The organism is Pseudomonas defluvii (genome assembly GCF_001695625.1).
Classification (GTDB): domain Bacteria; phylum Pseudomonadota; class Gammaproteobacteria; order Pseudomonadales; family Pseudomonadaceae; genus Aquipseudomonas; species Aquipseudomonas defluvii.
Genome location: NZ_MBPN01000016.1, coordinates 1 through 17,802, shown reverse-complemented (window position 1 = coordinate 17,802; position 17,802 = coordinate 1). Strand labels below are relative to the sequence as shown.

14 protein-coding genes are annotated in these 17,802 nt (G+C 61.0%); 11 read left to right on the top strand and 3 right to left on the bottom strand.

Going from position 1 to position 17,802, the window contains the following annotated elements:
- Positions 1-28: 28 nt before the first annotated feature.
- From EKA13_RS06720 to EKA13_RS06705, 4 genes are all read left to right on the top strand, one after another.
- Complete coding sequence (locus tag EKA13_RS06720) at positions 29-1,150, top strand: aromatic ring-hydroxylating oxygenase subunit alpha (RefSeq protein ID WP_065758628.1); 1,122 nt, start codon at positions 29-31, stop codon at positions 1,148-1,150.
- Between the two features lie 51 nt (positions 1,151-1,201).
- Positions 1,202-2,650, top strand: coding sequence for an NAD-dependent succinate-semialdehyde dehydrogenase (locus tag EKA13_RS06715; RefSeq protein ID WP_065758627.1), 1,449 nt, complete (start codon positions 1,202-1,204; stop codon positions 2,648-2,650).
- Positions 2,651-2,712: 62 nt separating this feature from the next.
- Entirely contained in the window at positions 2,713-3,684 is a 972-nt protein-coding gene (locus EKA13_RS06710; RefSeq protein WP_065758626.1) for a PDR/VanB family oxidoreductase, read from the top strand.
- Between the two features lie 179 nt (positions 3,685-3,863).
- Positions 3,864-4,946 (top strand): helix-turn-helix domain-containing protein, encoded by a 1,083-nt coding sequence (locus EKA13_RS06705; RefSeq protein WP_065758625.1) that lies wholly within the window; start codon positions 3,864-3,866, stop codon positions 4,944-4,946.
- 6 nt (positions 4,947-4,952) lie between these two features.
- Here EKA13_RS06705 and EKA13_RS06700 read toward each other — a convergent pair whose 3' ends face one another.
- Positions 4,953-5,303, bottom strand: a complete 351-nt coding sequence (locus tag EKA13_RS06700; RefSeq protein WP_065758624.1) for a hypothetical protein — start codon at positions 5,301-5,303, stop codon at positions 4,953-4,955.
- Positions 5,304-5,619: 316 nt separating this feature from the next.
- Between EKA13_RS06700 and fdnG the strand changes: the two genes are divergently transcribed.
- From fdnG to fdhE, 4 genes are read left to right on the top strand one after another with little or no spacing between them, the layout of a single operon-like run.
- The gene (fdnG, locus tag EKA13_RS06695; RefSeq protein WP_083199757.1) at positions 5,620-8,670 is read left to right on the top strand and encodes a formate dehydrogenase-N subunit alpha; all 3,051 of its coding nucleotides are present in this window, start codon (positions 5,620-5,622) and stop codon (positions 8,668-8,670) included.
- An 18-nt stretch (positions 8,671-8,688) separates the two neighbouring features.
- Positions 8,689-9,579 carry a formate dehydrogenase subunit beta gene (gene fdxH, locus EKA13_RS06690; protein ID WP_281182059.1) on the top strand — a complete coding sequence of 297 codons (891 nt, stop codon included), beginning with the start codon at positions 8,689-8,691 and terminating at the stop codon, positions 9,577-9,579.
- Positions 9,576-10,223 (top strand): formate dehydrogenase subunit gamma, encoded by a 648-nt coding sequence (locus EKA13_RS06685; protein WP_065758622.1) that lies wholly within the window; start codon positions 9,576-9,578, stop codon positions 10,221-10,223. Before fdxH ends, EKA13_RS06685 begins: the two co-directional genes overlap by 4 nt.
- Positions 10,220-11,131 (top strand): formate dehydrogenase accessory protein FdhE, encoded by a 912-nt coding sequence (gene fdhE, locus EKA13_RS06680; RefSeq protein ID WP_065758621.1) that lies wholly within the window; start codon positions 10,220-10,222, stop codon positions 11,129-11,131. The genes EKA13_RS06685 and fdhE overlap by 4 nt, the downstream gene beginning before the upstream one ends.
- A gap of 61 nt (positions 11,132-11,192) precedes the next feature.
- Here the strand turns inward: fdhE and EKA13_RS06675 are convergent, their stop codons facing one another.
- The gene (locus EKA13_RS06675; protein WP_065758620.1) at positions 11,193-12,158 is read right to left on the bottom strand and encodes a toxin-antitoxin system YwqK family antitoxin; all 966 of its coding nucleotides are present in this window, start codon (positions 12,156-12,158) and stop codon (positions 11,193-11,195) included.
- Between the two features lie 120 nt (positions 12,159-12,278).
- Positions 12,279-12,641, bottom strand: a complete 363-nt coding sequence (locus EKA13_RS06670; RefSeq protein WP_065758619.1) for a hypothetical protein — start codon at positions 12,639-12,641, stop codon at positions 12,279-12,281.
- A 99-nt stretch (positions 12,642-12,740) separates the two neighbouring features.
- Here EKA13_RS06670 and EKA13_RS06665 point away from each other — a divergent pair, with 99 nt between their 5' ends.
- From EKA13_RS06665 to EKA13_RS06655, 3 genes are all read left to right on the top strand, one after another.
- Positions 12,741-13,439 (top strand): YoaK family protein, encoded by a 699-nt coding sequence (locus EKA13_RS06665; RefSeq protein WP_065758618.1) that lies wholly within the window; start codon positions 12,741-12,743, stop codon positions 13,437-13,439.
- A gap of 115 nt (positions 13,440-13,554) precedes the next feature.
- Positions 13,555-14,112: a cytochrome b gene (locus EKA13_RS06660; protein ID WP_065758617.1), complete on the top strand. Its 558-nt coding sequence runs from the start codon at positions 13,555-13,557 to the stop codon at positions 14,110-14,112.
- Between the two features lie 528 nt (positions 14,113-14,640).
- A complete protein-coding gene (locus EKA13_RS06655; protein ID WP_125862917.1) occupies positions 14,641-17,676 on the top strand; it encodes a beta strand repeat-containing protein in 3,036 nt (1,011 codons plus the stop codon).
- Positions 17,677-17,802: the final 126 nt, after the last annotated feature.

Below are 17,802 nucleotides of genomic sequence, written 5' to 3'. Positions count from 1 at the left end.
GCGTCAGTGCCTGTAAGAGGAAACCACCGTGAACGATTTCAAACGTCTGCCCGCCGACTTCTGCAGTAACGCCGATGAAGCCTTTACCATTCCGGCGAACTTCTACACCCAGCAATCGGTGTTTGAGCACGAGAAAGAAACGATCTTCGCCCATAGCTGGATCTGTGTGGGCCACCGCAGCGAAGTCGCCGAAAACAACGCCTACATCACCCGTGAAGTGATCGGCGAAAGCATCATCGTTGTTCGTGGTCGTGACAGCGTGCTGCGCGCTTTCTACAACGTCTGCCCACACCGTGGTCACCAGCTGCTCAGCGGCAGCGGCAAGGCCAAGAACGTCATCACCTGCCCTTACCACGCCTGGACCTTCAAGCTCGATGGCGAGCTGGCCCATGCCCGTAACTGCGAAAACGTGGTGAACTTCGACAAGGAAAACTCCACCCTGGTGCAGTTGCGCGTCGAGGAGTACGCCGGTTTCATCTTCATCAACATGGACATGGAAGCCGGCACCGTTGAAGAACAGCTGCCTGGCCTGGAAGCGCGCATGCGTCAAGCCTGTGCGGTCATTGATGACCTGCACCTGGCTGCCCGCTTCGTCAGCGACACCCCGGCCAACTGGAAGTCGATCGTCGACAACTACCTGGAGTGCTACCACTGCGCGCCGGCCCACCCAGGCTTCGCCGACTCGGTAGACGTCGGCCAGTACACCCACACCACCTTCGGTAACTGGACCCTGCAATACGGTCTGGCCAAACCGTCGGAGCAGTCGTTCAAGTTCGACGACTCGGTGAAAGACCCATCCTTCGCCGGTTTCTGGACCTGGCCATGCACCATGTTCAACGTACCGCCAGGTGCGAACTTCATGACCGTGATCTATGAGTTCCCGGTCGATGCTGAAACCACACTCCAGCATTACGACATCTACTTCCTGAACAAGGACATCACCGAAGAGCAGCAGAAGCTGATCGACTGGTACCGCGAAGTGTTCCGTCCTGAAGACCTGCGCCTGGTGGAAAGCGTGCAGAAGGGCCTGAAGTCGCGTGGCTACCGTGGTCAGGGCCGGATCATGGCCGACCGTCAGCGCAGCGGCATGAGCGAGCACGGCATTGCCCACTTCCACAACCTGATCGCCGTCGCCCATATCAACGACTGACCCTGCCAGCCGCCGACCTACGGGTCGGCGGCGGTATACGGAGTGCCTTGCGTGAAACTTAACGATTCCAAACTGTTCCGCCAGCAAGCCTATATTGCTGGCGCCTGGTGCGAGGCCGATGACGGTCGCCACCTGGCCGTGACCGATCCGGCCAATGGCAACGTGCTCGGCAACGTACCGCTGATGGGCGGCGCCGAAGCGGTGCGGGCCATCGAAGCCGCTGAAGCCGCACTGGACGGCTGGCGCGGGCGCACCGCCAAGGACCGCGCGCAGGTACTGCGCCGCTGGTTCGAGCTGCTGCTGGAGCACGAACAAGACCTGGCCCAGTTGATGACCCTGGAACAGGGCAAGCCGCTGCACGAAGCCCTGGGTGAAATTCGCTACGCCGCCTCGTTTGTCGAGTGGTTCGCCGAAGAAGGCAAACGTGTCTATGGCGATGTCATCCCAAGCCCGGCCAGCGACAAGCGTCTGCTGGTGATCAAGCAAGGCATTGGTGTCTGTGCCGCCATCACCCCGTGGAACTTCCCGGCGGCGATGATCACGCGCAAAGTCGCCCCGGCGCTGGCCGCCGGTTGCACCATCGTGGTCAAACCGGCCAACGAAACGCCCTTCTCGGCCCTCGCCCTGGCCGAACTGGCCGAGCGCGCTGGCGTACCGGCGGGCGTGTTCAGCGTGGTCACCGGTGATGCGCCGGCCATTGGTGCGCAACTGACCCGTCACCCGGCCGTGCGCAAGCTGAGCTTCACGGGTTCGACCCCGGTTGGCCGCCTGCTGATGGGCCAATGCGCCGAAACCATCAAGAAGGTGTCACTCGAGCTGGGCGGCAACGCGCCGTTCATTGTGTTTGAAGACGCCGACATCGACGCCGCCGTGGAAGGTGCCCTGATAGCCAAGTACCGCAACGCCGGGCAAACCTGCGTCTGCGTGAACCGCTTCTATGTGCATGACCGCGTGTATGCACAGTTCACCGAGCGCTTCGTCGAGCGCGTACGCGCCCTCGGCGTCGGCCATGGCCAAAGCGACGGCACGCAGGTCGGACCGCTGATCAGCGACAAGGCCGTGGCCAAGGTCCAGAGCCTGATCGACGACGCGGTGAGCAAAGGCGCCGAAGTCGTACTCGGTGGCAAGGCCCATGCCTTGGGCGGAAATTTCTTCGAACCGACCGTGCTGGCCAACATCGGCCCGGGCATGGAACTGCTGGACGAGGAAATCTTCGGCCCGGTGGCGGCACTGGTGCGTTTCTCCAGTGATGAAGAGGTGATCACCCTGGCCAACGACACCCTCTATGGCCTGGCCGCGTACTTCTACAGCCGCGACCTGGCGCGGGTCTTCAAGGTGGCCGAACGCCTGGAGTACGGCATGGTCGGGGTCAATACCGGGCTGATCTCCAACGAAGTCGCCCCCTTTGGCGGGGTCAAGCAATCCGGCCTGGGCCGCGAAGGCTCGAAGTACGGCATCGAGGATTATCTGGAAATCAAGTACCTGTGCCTGGCCGTTTGAACAGGCATTGAGTTACAGCGCGCGGCAGGGCCTGCCGCGCGTTGCTGCAGTCGAGGTGAACCATGGCCAACCCCTATGAAATGTTCAACGTGCGGGTAACCGCGGTAGAGCAAGCAACACCCCTGATCAAGCGCTTCACCCTGGCGCGCGACGATGGCGCAGCGATGCCAGCCTTTACCGGTGGTAGCCACATCATCGTACAAATGCAGGGTGCCGACGGCAGCCAGTTCAGCAATGCCTACTCGCTGATGAGCGACCCACGCGACACCCGTAGCTACCAGATCGGCGTACGCCTGGAAGAGCAGTCCAAGGGTGGATCGGCGTTCATGCATCAACAGGTCGAGGTCGGCAGTACCTTGACCATCTCCAGCCCGAACAACCTGTTCGCCTTGGACCCGACCGCCGGACGCCACGTGCTGATCGCTGGCGGTATCGGCATCACGCCGTTCCTGGCGCAACTGCATGAACTGGAAGGTGGCGACACCGACTACGAACTGCACTACGCCTTTCGCAGCCCGGAGCACGGCGCCTTCCAGGATGACCTCTCGAGCGGCCCCCATGCCGGGCGTACCCGGTTCTATATCGACAGCCTGGGGCGCAAGCTTGACCTGGCCGCACTCTGCGCAGGCCTGACGGAGGACGCCCACCTCTACGTCTGCGGGCCCAAGCCACTGATCGATGCGGTGATCGCCACTGCTGCCAAGGCCGGCATCGCCGAGCAACGCGTACATTGGGAGCAATTTGCCGCCACGCCGGCCACCGGCGCGGCATTCACCGTGGTGCTGGCCCGTTCCGGTCAGGAGCTGCTGGTGGAAGAAGGCATGACCATCCTGCAGGCCATCCAGAAGTCCAAGGCCGCCAACGTCGAGTGCCTGTGCCGGGAAGGCGTGTGCGGTACCTGCGAAACGCGGATCATCGACGGCGAGGCCGAGCATTTCGACCAATACCTGAGCGATGAAGAAAAAGCCGCCCAGCAGAGCCTGATGGTCTGTGTGTCGCGGGCCAAATCGGCACGCCTGGTGCTGGACCTGTAACACCGCCTCACCGACAAGCCAGCCCCAACCCTGTGGTCCTGTGATCCTGTGGTAAAGGGGGGCTGGCTTGTCGGCGCTGCAAGCACCGTCTAACCACTGACACTGGCGCACACCGTCAACCTCAAGTTGACAGCTTAGGTATACTGCAGGCTCTGTACCTGACCAGGACACCCCTGCGCATGATGGAAAACAGCTTCGCGTTTCGCCTGAAAGAACTGCTTGAACACCACAAACTCACCTTGCAGGCGGTGGGTACGGCATTGGGCATTTCGCGTACGGCGGTACACAAATGGACCCGTGGCGGCGAAATCGATTACGACAACCTGCGCAAGCTGGCAGCCTTCCTCAAGGTCAACTGGATCTGGCTGCGTTATGGCGAAGACGCGCTGCAGGATGTGCAGACTACCCAGGTGGTCGAACTGCCGATGACCGATCTGCGTCGCCGCTATACCGCCGAGATCATGGAAAGCGAAACCCGCATGAAGCTGGCCCAGGAAGGCGCCCGCATCGTGACCTGGGAATGGAACCTGATCAGCGATGAAGTCACCTATTCACCTAACGTCGAAGCGGTCTACGGCTGGCAAGTCAACCGTAACGAGGACTTCTGGGTTCACCTGCCCGAAGAGGATGTCCTCAACATGCAGGCCATGTACGCCCAGGCCGTGGCTGAAGGCACTGGCTGCGAGTGTGACTTCCGCATCTACCAACCCGACGGCGAACTGCGTTGGATCTCTTCGCGTGCCACGGTGGTCCGCGACAGCGCCGGGCGTTCGATCAGGATGGTCGGCATCAGCATGGACACCACGGACCGCAAGGTGGCTGAAGAAGCATTGCGCAACAGTGAAGAACGCTTTCGGGCGATCTTCGAGCTGGCCTGGGGCGCCCTCGCCTACATTGATCTGGACGGCACCTGGAAGCGGGTCAACAGCAGTTTCTGCGAGCTGTTGGGCTACCGCGCCGAAGCACTCTATGGCATGACCTTCCAGCAACTCACCCACCCTGACGACCTGGCGACCAACCTGACACTGCTGCAGCGTCTGTTGGCCGGCGAGATCGACCGCTATGTCGTGGAAAAGCGCGTGCGCCATCAAGACGGGCATTATGTCTGGGTACGGGCGCGTACCGCCCTGCAACGCTGCCAGAACGGTGAGCCGGAACAACTGATCAGTGTGTACGAGGACATCAGTGCCCAGCGCGAAGAGCAGGCGCGCCTGCAGGCACGCATTGCCGACCTGGAAGCCCAGTTGGCGGCAACACACTGACCCCGTTCAGAGGCAGGTGGCCAAGGCGGCCATGCGACGCTGGGCAACCGCGTCAGGCTTCACCGCGTAGTAGTTGACGCGCGAGGCCGCCCCTTGGCTCTGGATGTCTGCAAACGACTCCGCACCGCGGGTGTAGACGGTAAAGCCGCCTTGTTTGCCGGGTTCCAGGTAACCACTGGCATCTACACCGAACACGGCTTCGTCCTGCCAGGAAAACTGAATGCACTGGGCAACGATATCCGCCGACTTGGCCGAGGAAAACGTTTTGCCCGGTGTCTTGCTTCGTGCTTCATCCATCGTCGAGGACGCACAGCCCGCCAACAACGCTGCGGCAACAACCGCGATGACTACCCGCATGGTCCATCCTCTTTGAGAAAACGCGACTGTATCACTGCGCGGGGCTGATGAGCGTGCCTGCCCGTGAAAACCTCCAGCCGGGCCTGTACATGCGTCACCGATAGAGCGTGTCGATGGCGCCATCGACAAGGTCAATTAGTCTTACATTTAGTAAGGCAATAGACTGCGGCGCAAGCGCGCACTCAGCCCTGCGCAGAATGGGCACCGGCGCACCCTCCGATTTCCAGCCTGTAAACCGAAGACCACCATCGACATGTTGCTGTCGGGCCTGGCCCCGACGCGCAATGCCTGACGTCGTCTGTATAAGGAGATAACCATGGGTCTTGGCAGAAGACAGTTCTTCAAGCTCTGTACCGTCGGCGCTGCCACCGCCACTTGTGCCACCCTCGGCTTCGCCCCCGGCGTAGCACAAGCGACCCAGTCGCGGCAGTACAAGCTGCTGCGCGCCAAGGAAACCCGCAACAACTGCACCTACTGCTCGGTGGGTTGCGGCATCCTCATGTACAGCCTGGGCGACGGCGCAAAGAACGCCAAGGCCCGCATTTTCCACATTGAAGGCGACCCGGACCATCCGGTCAGCCGTGGCTCGTTGTGCCCGAAAGGGGCCGGGCTGGTGGACTACATCCACAGCGAACAGCGCCTGCTCTACCCAGAGTACCGGGCGCCGGGCTCGGACAAATGGCAGCGCATCACCTGGGAACACGCCATCGAGCGCATCGCCCGCTTGATGAAGGACGACCGCGACGCCAACTTCATCGAGAAAAATGCCAAGGGCACCACGGTCAACCGCTGGCTGAGTACCGGCATGCTCTGCTCCTCGGCCGCCAGCAGCGAGACCGGCTCACTCGATCAACGCTTCACCCGCGCCCTGGGCATCCTCGGTACCGACAGCCAGGCGCGGGTCTGCCACGCCCCGACCGTGTCAGCCCTGGCGCCGACCTTTGGCCGTGGCGCGATGACCAACAACTGGGTCGACATCAAGAACGCCAACGTGGTGCTGATCATGGGTGGCAACCCTGCCGAAGCGCACCCGGTAGGCTTCAAGTGGGTGATCGAGGCGAAGATTCGCAATGGCGCCAAGGTCATCGTGGTCGACCCACGGTTCAACCGCAGTGCCTCGGTGGCGGACATCTATTCGCCGATCCGTGCGGGCTCCGACGTGACCTTCCTGATGGGCGTGGTCAACTACCTGATCAGCCACGACAAGATCCAGCATGAATACGTACGTGCCTACACCAACGCCAGCCTGATCGTCCACGAGGACTACCACTTCGACGATGGCCTGTTCAGTGGCTATGACGCGCAGAAGCGAGCCTACGACCGCAGTTCATGGACCTACGAACTGGACGCGCAAGGCTATGCCAAGCGCGACCTGACCCTGAGCCACCCACGGTGCGTGTGGAACCTGCTCAAGGCCCATGTCAGCCGCTACACCCCGGAGATGGTCACCACGGTTTGCGGCACACCCAAAGACGATTTCCTGAAGATCTGCGCGATCCTGGGTGAAACCAGCGCCCCGGACAAGACCGCGACCTTCCTCTACGCCCTGGGCTGGACCCACCACACCAACGGCGCGCAGATGATCCGTGGCTCGGGCATGATCCAGTTGCTGCTGGGTAACATCGGCATGGCCGGTGGCGGGGTCAACGCCTTGCGCGGGCACTCCAACATCCAGGGCTACACCGACCTGGGCCTGCTTTCGCTGCGCTTGCCGGGTTACATGAACCTGCCGTCCGACGCGCAAACCGACCTTGAAACCTACCTCAAGCAGATCACCCCGACGGCGCTGCTGCCTGATCAGGTCAACTACTACAAGCACACCCCGAAGTTCTTCGTCAGCCTGATGAAAAGCCTTTGGGGTGACAAGGCGACCCGGGAAAACAGCTGGGGCTTTGACTGGTTGCCGAAGTGGGACGACAGCTATGACGTGCTCAACTTCAGCAACCGTATGTATGAAGGCAAGGTCAACGGCTACATCGCCCAAGGCTTCAACCCGGTCGCGGCGTTCCCGGACAAGAACAAGGCCCAGGCCGCCCTGGCCAAGCTCAAGTTCCTGGTGATCATCGACCCGCTGGCCACCGAAACCTCAAGCTTCTGGCAGAACCACGGCGAACAGCATGACGTCGATACCGCCTCGATCCAGACCGAGGTGTTCCGACTGCCCTCGTCCTGCTTCGCCGAAGAAGACGGCTCCATCGTCAACTCCGGGCGCTGGTTGCAATGGCACTGGGCGGGTGCCGCACCGCCCGGGGAAGCCTGGCACGACGGCAAGATCCTCGGCCACCTGTTCCTCAAGATCCGCGAGCTGTACGAGAAGGAAGGCGGCGCCAACCCGGCGCCGATCCTTAACATGGCCTGGGATTATGCCGACCCGCTGGACCCGAAACCTGAAGAAGTGGCGAAGGAGTCCAACGGTCGCGCCCTGGCCGACCTGCACGATGACCAGGGCAATCTGATCCTGCGCAAGGGCCAGTTGCTCAACGACTTCTCGCAACTACGCGACGACGGCAGCACCAGCTGCTTCAACTGGATCTTCGCCGGTTCATGGACCGAGCAAGGCAATCAGATGGCACGGCGCGACAATGCCGACAGTGGCCTGGGCTGCACGCCGGGCTGGGCCTGGGCGTGGCCGCAGAACCGCCGCATCCTCTATAACCGTGCTTCGGCCGACCCGCAGGGCAACCCTTGGGATGCCAAGCGCAAACTGATCGGTTGGGACGGCACGCGCTGGAGCGGTGTCGACGTACCGGACTTTGCCGCCACCGCCGCACCGGGCAGCAATACCAACCCCTTCATCATGCTGCCAGAAGGCCTTGGCCGGCTGTTCTCGGTCGGTGCCATGAACGACGGGCCATTCCCGGAACACTACGAGCCAACCGAAAGCCCGCTGGCGAAGAATCCGCTGCACCCCAACGTCACCTACAGCCCGACGGCACGGCTGTACGAAAGCGACCGCCTGCGCATGGGCACCCGTGAAGAGTTCCCGTATGTGGCGACCACCTACTCGATCACCGAACTGTTCCGTCACTGGACCAAGCACTCACGGCTGAACGCCATCGTCCAGCCCGAGCAGTTCATCGAGATCGGTGAAAAACTGGCCAGCGACAAGGGCATCGTTCAAGGCGACACGGTCAAGGTCAGCACCAAGCGCGGCTACATCAAGGCCAAGGCCGTGGTGACCAAGCGTATCCGCCGCCTGACCATCGACGGCCAGGACGTCGACACCATCGGCATTCCGTGTCACTGGGGCTACGAAGGCAGCACACGCAAGGGATTCCTGGCCAACACCCTGACCCCGGGTGTCGGCGAGTCGAATACCCATACGCCGGAATACAAGGCGTTTCTCGTGAATATTGAAAAGGTGTAACGGAGCGAACCCATGTCCATGCAATCCCAAGACATCGTCAGGCGCTCCGCCACCAACGCCTTGACCCCGGCGCCACATGCACGCGATCACCAGGCCGAAGTGGCCAAGCTGATCGACGTCAGTATCTGCATCGGCTGCAAGGCCTGCCAGGTCGCGTGCAACGAATGGAACGACCTGCGTGACGAGGTGGGTCACAACGTCGGCGTCTACGACAACCCGGCCGACCTCTCGGCTGAAACCTGGACGCTGATGCGCTTCGACGAAGTCGAAGACGAGAGCGGCAAGCTGGAGTGGCTGATCCGCAAGGACGGCTGCATGCACTGCGCCGACCCGGGCTGCCTGAAGGCCTGTCCGCAGCCGGGGGCAATCATCCAGTACGCCAACGGCATTGTCGATTTCCAGTCCGAGCACTGTATCGGCTGCGGCTATTGCATCGCCGGCTGCCCGTTCGATGTGCCGCGCATCAGCCAGAAAGACAACAAAGCCTACAAGTGCACGCTGTGCGTCGACCGTGTTTCGGTCGGTCAGGAGCCGGCCTGCGTCAAGACCTGCCCGACGGGCGCGATCAACTTCGGCAGCAAGCAGGACATGCAGCACCTGGCCAGCGAGCGGGTGGTCGAGTTGCAGGGGCGCGGCTTCGCCGGGGCAGGCATCTATGACCCGCAAGGCGTCGGCGGCACTCATGTGATGTATGTACTGCAACATGCCGACAAACCGCACCTGTACCACAAGCTGCCGACCGACCCGCGTATCAGCAGCGCCGTCCATGGCTGGAAGGGCTGGCTCAAGCCTGCTGCCGCAGTGGCGTTCTTCGCCACCCTGGCCGGCACCCTCTTCCACTACGTTGGCGTCGGGCCGAACGAAGTGGATGAACAGGACGAAACGCACGAAGAGGACACCCACGCATGAACAAGGACAAACTGATCCTGCGCACCCGTTTCATCGAGCGTGCCAGCCACTGGTTCATGGTCATCTGCTTCTTTGCCGTAGCGCTGTCGGGGCTGTCGTGGTTCTTCCCGTCGCTCAATGGCCTGAACGCGGTGTTTGGCACGCCGCAACTGGCGCGCATCCTGCACCCGTTCTTCGGGGTGGTGGTGTTCTTGCTGCTGATGTTCCTGTTCATCCGCTTCGTCAAATACAACCTGCCGGAGCGCGAGGACCTGACCTGGTTCAAGAACATCAAGCAGGTACTGGCCGGCAAGCATGAACCGGCGCTGCAGATCGGCAAGTACAACGCCGGCCAGAAAGTGCTGTTCTGGGGCATCATGGCCCTGATCACCCTGCTGTTGATCAGTGGCGTGGTGATCTGGCGACCGTACTTCGCGCCGCTGTTCTCGATCCCGATTATTCGCATCGGCCTGTTCGTCCATGCCCTGGCCGGCATCAGCCTGATCCTGCTGATCATCGGCCACGCCTACCTGGCGTTCTGGGTAAAAGGCTCGATCCGTGGCATGGTCACCGGTTATGTCTCGCATCGCTGGGCCAAGACCCACCATGATCGCTGGTACCGGCAGATCAGCAACAAGCAACCAGGGAGCGGTCGCAAGCAATGAGCAGCATTCAACTGACCCCGGTCGAGCCGCGCTCGCCGGGTATCACCGAGATCCCCGCCGTCCTGCTGCCAAGCCTCAAGCAACGCTATGCACCGCGTGCCGCGCGGCTGCGTCAGTTGGCTGAAGAGCATGTGATGGCCGATTACCTGAACTTCGCCGCCAACATCGTTGCAGCACAGCAACACCTGCTCGACACGCGGCCATTACCGGCGGCCTGCGTCGACGGTTTGGCCGAACGCTTGGGCCGCGCACAACCACCACTGGCCTATCACGAGTACCCGCGTGCGCCTTACTGGCAAGACGTGCTGGAGCAGTTGCTCAATCAACTGACTGCCGCGGCAACGCCCACCGTAAGCGCCGCCCTGGACGCGCTGCGCTCGCAAACACCTGCACAACGTGAGCAGCAAGCCAGCGCCCTGCTCGCAGGCGACTACACGGCAGTCGACAGCGGCCAGGCAGTATTCCTCTGGGCAGCCTTGTCGCTGTACTTCACCCAGTTGGCGGCGCACCTGCCCGCCTCTGCCAAGGCCCTGCCGGGTGAGGCGCGCCAGCATTGCCCGGTGTGCGCCAGCGCGCCGGTCGCCAGTGTGATCATGACCGGCGCCCAGGCCGGGCTGCGCTACCTGCAGTGCGGCCTGTGCGAAAGCCGTTGGCACATGGTGCGCCTGAAATGCAGCAACTGCGAAGCCACCGGCGCGCTCGACTACTGGTCGCTGGAGAACAAAGAGGCACCGATCAAGGCCGAGAGCTGTGACGACTGCCAGAGCTATCTCAAGGTGTTCTATCCAGAGCGTGACCGTGACCTGGAGCTGGTAGCCGATGACCTGGCCTCACTGGCGCTGGATGCGGAACTGGAACGCGAAGGGTTCGGGCGCAGTGCGCTGAATCCCTTCCTGTTTCCTGGCTAGGCGCTACCTGCCTGGCCAATACCCCCTGCGGCGTCAACGTCAAAGGGGGTATGTTCAGGCCTCAAAGCTGACGGCACATGGCGGCCCACTCATCCAGCATACCGGCCCGCACCACTGCCGCCGCCCCCGCTTCCTTACGGTACTCGGCCGCCATTTTGCTGACGCAATCATCACTGCCAGCGGCACGAGCGGTCGGCCGCGCGACGACTTTGACGCCGTCCTTGTAAGTGGCCTCTTCCACCAGCGTGCCTTGGGCATTCCACTGCTTGACCACGCCATTGAGCTGACCGTTGGCCCATTCGGCTGAAACCGATGGCTTGCCGCTGTCGGGGTAGAACTCTTCATGCAGGCCGACCTTTGCCCCGTCGGCATAGGTGCCGCGATAGATCAATTGGCCCTGCTCGGTAAAGCGCTGCATCTGACCGTTGTACTTCCCTGCAACCGCACCAGCAGACAGGACCCGCTTGCCGGTCTTGGCACTGAAACTCTCAATCGTGCCCTGGGTCTGGTTATCCTTGTACTCGGCGCGGTACAGCGGCTTGCCGGTCTCGGGATGGAGCACTTCCAGTTCACCGTCGAGCAGGCCGCCCTTCAGATGGCCTTTGGCAAGCGTGCGCTTACCGTCATGGCTGAAGACGGTGGTCTCACCCTCGAAGGTGCCGCCGGCATAGCGGGCCTGATAACGCACCAGTGTGGATCGTGGGGTAAAACAGGTCACCGGCCCGTCGAGCCGACCTTCGTCGACCGTGATGGTGCACAGCAGGTTCTGCCCGAGTAAACCATCGGTGGTATTCCCGATCAGGTTCAACAGCCGGTTCAGTGTGTCGAGCAGGTCGTTATGCCCGACCTGAAAGGCCAGCAAGCGCTCAGGAAAGTTGGTGACTTCACCGGTCAACGGCTGGTTGGCACCCTTTTCGTAGACGGCGCCGTTGACGATTTCGGTATTGCGAAACTCGATGCTTTTGCCGCAACCCGCCAGCAAGACGGAACCGGCCACCAGCAGGGAAGCCGCTATTTTCTTGAACATGTGTTCCCCACGTGCAGATAATCAGCCAGCCAATCGATCATCATTTGCCGCTTAAGTTCCATGGAGCGACCTGCACGGGGGACGCACCGGCTCGGCGAGCCGGATCAATAGACCAAGGTATTACTGCCGGGCTGCACGGCTGTGGTAGAAATACAGGTAAGCCAGCCCGAGCGGTGCAATGAACAGGGCAAGGTTCCAGCACATCAGCATGGTCATCAGTTTGAGCATCAACATCAGCAGCGCATTCACGAAAAACACGTTGTTGCCAAAGATGTAGCCGATCACGCTTTCATAGACAAACCTGGCGTAGGGGTACAGCAAGCTGTTGATCACACACAACAGCACCAGGCCGAAGGTGATGCCTTTGGGGGTGTTGCTGATAGCCGCAAACAGAATTGCCGGAAAGATCAGGCCGAACAGGAAGTTGCGCAGGTAGTATTGCGTGGATAGACCACCAAAGGTCTTGACCAGTACCGGATGCATGTTAGATCCCTCTAAACGTATAAATGGCCGCGCAGTCTAGCAAAAGTGCCTTGTAATCTGCGCGGCACGATCATCCGCAAGGCTCACTCAGGGGGACCAATGCTGCCCGATTCAACCCATACCAGCGTCCGCACCGTTCATTCCGCGAAGTTACGCGGCCGTGTGGGCCTGTACTTTGTTGCCGGCCTGTCGGTACTCGCGGGGATGACCGACGCCATCGGCTTCATGGCCACCGGCGACTTCGTCTCCTTCATGAGTGGCAACACTACCCGCCTCGCCGTTTCACTGGGCGAACAGCAGTTTGGCCCGGCCCTGCGTATCGTGTTGCTGATCGCAGCCTTTGTGCTGGGGAATGCCTTGGGTGTCATCGCCGCCCGCCTTAGCGGTCGGCGGCCCTGGCCATTGCTGCTGACAATTGCCACCTTGCTCTGCATCACCGCCCTCCTGCCCGCATCACTGCAACTGCTGGCACTGGTCACCGCAGTGGTTGCCATGGGCCTGGTGAACACCGTGGTGGAGGAAGTGAACGGCCTGCCCATCGGCCTGACCTACGTCACAGGGGCATTGTCGCGCTTCGGCCGCGGCCTGGGCCGCACGTTGCTCGGTGAGCGTCGGCACGGCTGGCGTGTGCAGTTGGTGCCCTGGACCGGCATGTTCGTAGGTGCCGTCATCGGCGCCCTGCTGGAAACAACCTTTGGCCTGGGCGCCATGTTGTTCAGCGCGCTCCTGACACTCAGCCTCGGCCTGATCTCGTTGAAGATCCCTCGCCGCTGGCAACTGCGCTACATGCCACGCTGAGGCCGAAGCTGAGGCGCCGTTGCCCGACAACTCATGGCCTTAAGCTATGCTTAAGCTCCCCCGATTACCGTCTGCGTAGAACCCACCCACAATCGCGCAAAACTAGGGAATCGTTATGACGCGGAACAACAATGAAAAGCGCTATGGTCGCCTCACCATTGCCCTGCACTGGCTGATGCTGGTGTTGATGGTTGGCGTGTACGCCTGCATAGAACTCAAAGGCAATTTCCCCAAGGGCAGCGAGCCTCGTGAACTGCTCAAGCAATGGCACTTCATGCTGGGCCTGGGCATCTTCACTCTGGTGTGGATACGCCTGCTCAGCCGCCTGATTGCCCCCACGCCGAAAATCACCCCGACACCACCGCAATGGCAGACGGCACTGTCCCATCTCATGCACTTGGCCTTGTATGCATTGATGATCGGCGCACCGCTGGCCGGCTGGCTGGTGTTGAGCGCTGCCGGTAAACCCATCCCGTTCTTCGGCCTGGAATTACCCCCACTGATTGGCAAGAACCCTGAGCTGGCAGGTGAAATCAAGGAGTGGCACGAACTGGCCGGCTCGGCGGGTTACTGGCTGATCGGCTTGCATGCCGTGGCTGGTTTGTTCCACCACTACGTCAACCGCGACAACACCCTCCAGCGCATGCTGCCGGAGCAGGTTCGCCTGAAGTAATGTTTGATCGGGTCCTGGCGCCGTACGTGTAACGCGGGCGCCAGGACATTCCCGCCATCGGGCCATCCCCCCGATAGACACTCGCCGTATACCTCCCGCCTGAAACGTCTGCCGAATAATGCACGCCTGCGCGCAACCATTTCGCCTTAAAGATTGCCTGGAATGGGCCGATACAGGTTGCAATTCCCTGTCGAGGCGACGACCAGAGCAGCTCGTCCAAGCGCTTTACATAACGCTAATTAATACCAGAATGCCACCGTCAAAGGCCTGCTGGTGATAAAAGCTGCGCTTTGAATAACCACTAAACACAACCGTTCTCGGAACTGACGCCCAGTCACGACTGTTTATCCCAATACCCGATCGTCACGGCACCAGCGCCGTACCTGGTCATGCAAGGAAATGGAATATGAGCACCTCGGTTACATTTAACGGAAATCAAACGGACACCAGCGCCATCATCGCCTCCGGCAACGTAGAAAGCCCAAACCTCACGGGCTTACCGACAACGGCTATGTAGTTGCCTGGTCGGTGGACAACGCCGACTTCGAGGGAATGGTGGTCAATCGCTACGCGGCCAATGGTGACTTGCTGAAAAGTACCCAGATCCGCTCCAACGATGTCGACGATCCATCGGTCACCGCCTTGCCCAATGGCCAGTTCATTCTGGCCTGGAGCTCGGAAAATGATGCGACCCACACCTCTACCGTTTACACCCAGCGGTTCGATGCCAATGGCAATAAAAGCGGCAGCCCGGTGGTCGTTACCACCTCCCCGCTTGAGCTTGAAGACGCCAAAGTCACCGTACTGAGCGCCACCCAATACATCGTTACCTGGGGCGAGACCCATGAAAGCCCTTCGGGTGACGAGCGCGAAGACACCTCCGACCTCAAGGCCGTGGTGTACACCAACAACGTGGCCGGCACTGTGCAGACCCTCGCCACCGCCAATCCGGCCGACGGTGAAGCGGACGACATGACCGTACTGCCCACTGGCAACGGTGGCTACTGGCTGGCGTACAGTGTTGAACGCGGCGAGGCGATTGGCACCGGCACATCGCCGACCTACCAATACACCTCCAAGTACCTGATCAGCCAGATCGGTGCCGATGGCAAGGTGGTCACAGGCACGGCAAAAACCCTCGACACTGTCACCAGCAACTATGGCAATGCTGCCTATTTCAACGTTGTCGACGTCACCGGTGGCTATGTGGTCAGTTGGGTTGACCAAAGCGCCTCCGGCATGAACCGGGTCATTCATACCCAACGCTACGACAGCCAGTTCAATCCCGTCGGCACGCCATCGGAAGTCGAGAGCGCTTATTCGGTCAATGGCGCCAGCATCACCTCACTGCCGAATGGCGGTTACCTGCTAGCCTGGAACGAATACGCCATGGGCGAAGCCAATGTCTATGTCCAGCGCTTCGCCGCAGACGGCACGGCCAGCGATGCAACACCGATCAAGGTCGCAACCGCAGGTGTCGATGAAATCCTCTGGGACACCCCGGCAGTGACCGTCCGGGATGACGGCACGATTTCCATCAGTTGGGAAACCGGCACCCAGACAAACGACAGCCCTACCGCAATCTACCTGCAAAACATCAGCAGCACGGGCGAGCTGCTGGGTGTCGACACGACCATCGACACACTGAACAACGTCATCATCGGCGACAGCGCCAAGAACACCCTGACCGGTGCTGCAGGCAACGATACCCTGGACGGTGGTGCCGGTGTCGACAAGCTGAGTGGTGGTGCCGGCGACGACACCTACCTCGTTGACCTGCGGAGCAAAGGTGCAGGCAGCAAGGCAACCGTGGTACTGGAAGACACGGTCCTCGAGACTGCCAATAAGGGCTCCGACACCCTGAAGCTGCGCATGGACACCAACCTGGCCCAGAATTTTGCCGGTAAAGCCGCACTGACCCTGGGTGCGAACCTGGAAAACCTCGATGCCTCCGCAACCGGCAAGCTCAACATTGGCCTGACGGGTAACGCTCTGGTTAACCGGATCGTCGGCAGTGATGGCGACAACCTGCTTGACGGCAAGGCCGGCATCGACACCCTGATCGGCGGCAAGGGCAACGATACCTACCTGCTCGACAACGTTGGCGAACTGGCGCTGGTTCAAGAAAACGCGAACGAGGGCACCGACACCCTGAAAGTTGGCTACGTCAACAAGGGCAAGGCACTGACCATCGACTTGAACCAAAACAATCTGCTGAACTTCGAGAACGTCACCGTGGCCGGTGCAGGCCTGTTTAACCTGACGGGTAATGCGCAGAACAATATCCTGATCGGCAACATGGGCAACAACACCCTCAGCGGTGGTGCCGGGGATGACGTGCTTGACGGTAAAAAAGGTGTCGACACCCACAAGGGCGGCACGGGCAATGACACCTACTACGTCTACAGCAACAAGGATGTGGTCATCGAGAACGCCAGCGAAGGTACCGACACCGTGCGGGTCGTGTCTTACCTCAAGAACAGCTACACCTTGGCCGCGAACGTTGAAAACGCCATCGTCGACTCCAAGGCTGCGATCAGCCTGACCGGTAACGCACTGAGCAACACCCTGACCGGTAACGACGTAGCCAACACCCTCAACGGCGGCCTTGGTGTCGATACCCTGATCGGCGGCAAGGGCAATGACACCTACGTCGTCGACAACGCTGGCGATAGTGTGATCGAGAACGTCAACCAAGGTGCGGACACTGTCAACGCCTCCATCGACTACGTACTGGGGGCCAACATTGAAAACCTGACCTTGCTTGATGGTGCCCTCAACGGTACCGGCAACGCCCTGAAAAACACCCTCATCGGCAACACGGCGAACAACACGCTGGACGGCGGTGCGGGCGTTGACAAGCTGGTCGGCGGCGCTGGCAATGACACCTACATCGTCGACCTGCTGGCCAAGGGCGCTGGTGGCAAGGCGACCGTGGTGCTCGAAGACACCGTCATCGAGAGTGCCAAACAGGGCGTAGACACCCTGGCACTGCGCATGAGCGACGCTTCCGTCAACGCCTTCCAGGGCAAAGCAACCATCACGCTGGGCGCCAACCTGGAAAACCTCGACGCACGCGCGACCGGTAAACTGGGCATCACCCTGACCGGCAATGCTGCAGACAACACCCTGTGGGGCAACACCGGCAACAACACCCTCAATGGCGGCGTGGGCAACGACACCCTGTATGCCGGCGATGGTGGCAACAACGTGCTGATCGGCGGCACCGGTGCCGACACGCTCTATGCCGGCAGCGGTGTCGATACCATCAAGTTCAATGCGTTGAAGGAACTGGGCCTGAACAACAAGCAGGACGTCGTCCATGGCTTCACCACCAATGCAGTGAGCCCAGGCAAAGGCGACAAGCTCGACTTCTCCGCGCTCAAGGGCTACACGTTCATCGGTGAAGCGGCCGATTTCAGCGGGGCGGCCAAGGAACTGCGCTACGTGACGGATGGCTCTTCCGTGACGCTGTACGGTACCTCGAACGCTGACCACAACGCTGATTTCTCGATCAAGCTGGTGGGTGTCACTGCCCTGGCTGCTGCAGACCTGGTGCTCTAAGTATCAGTGACAGCTGTCTCTGTGGCCTTGATGGTCACAGAGACAGCACACACTAATGCCCACCCCTGACGGCGAACACAGATGTGTGGCCGTCAGGGGTGGGCATTTGTTCACTCTACAGACAAT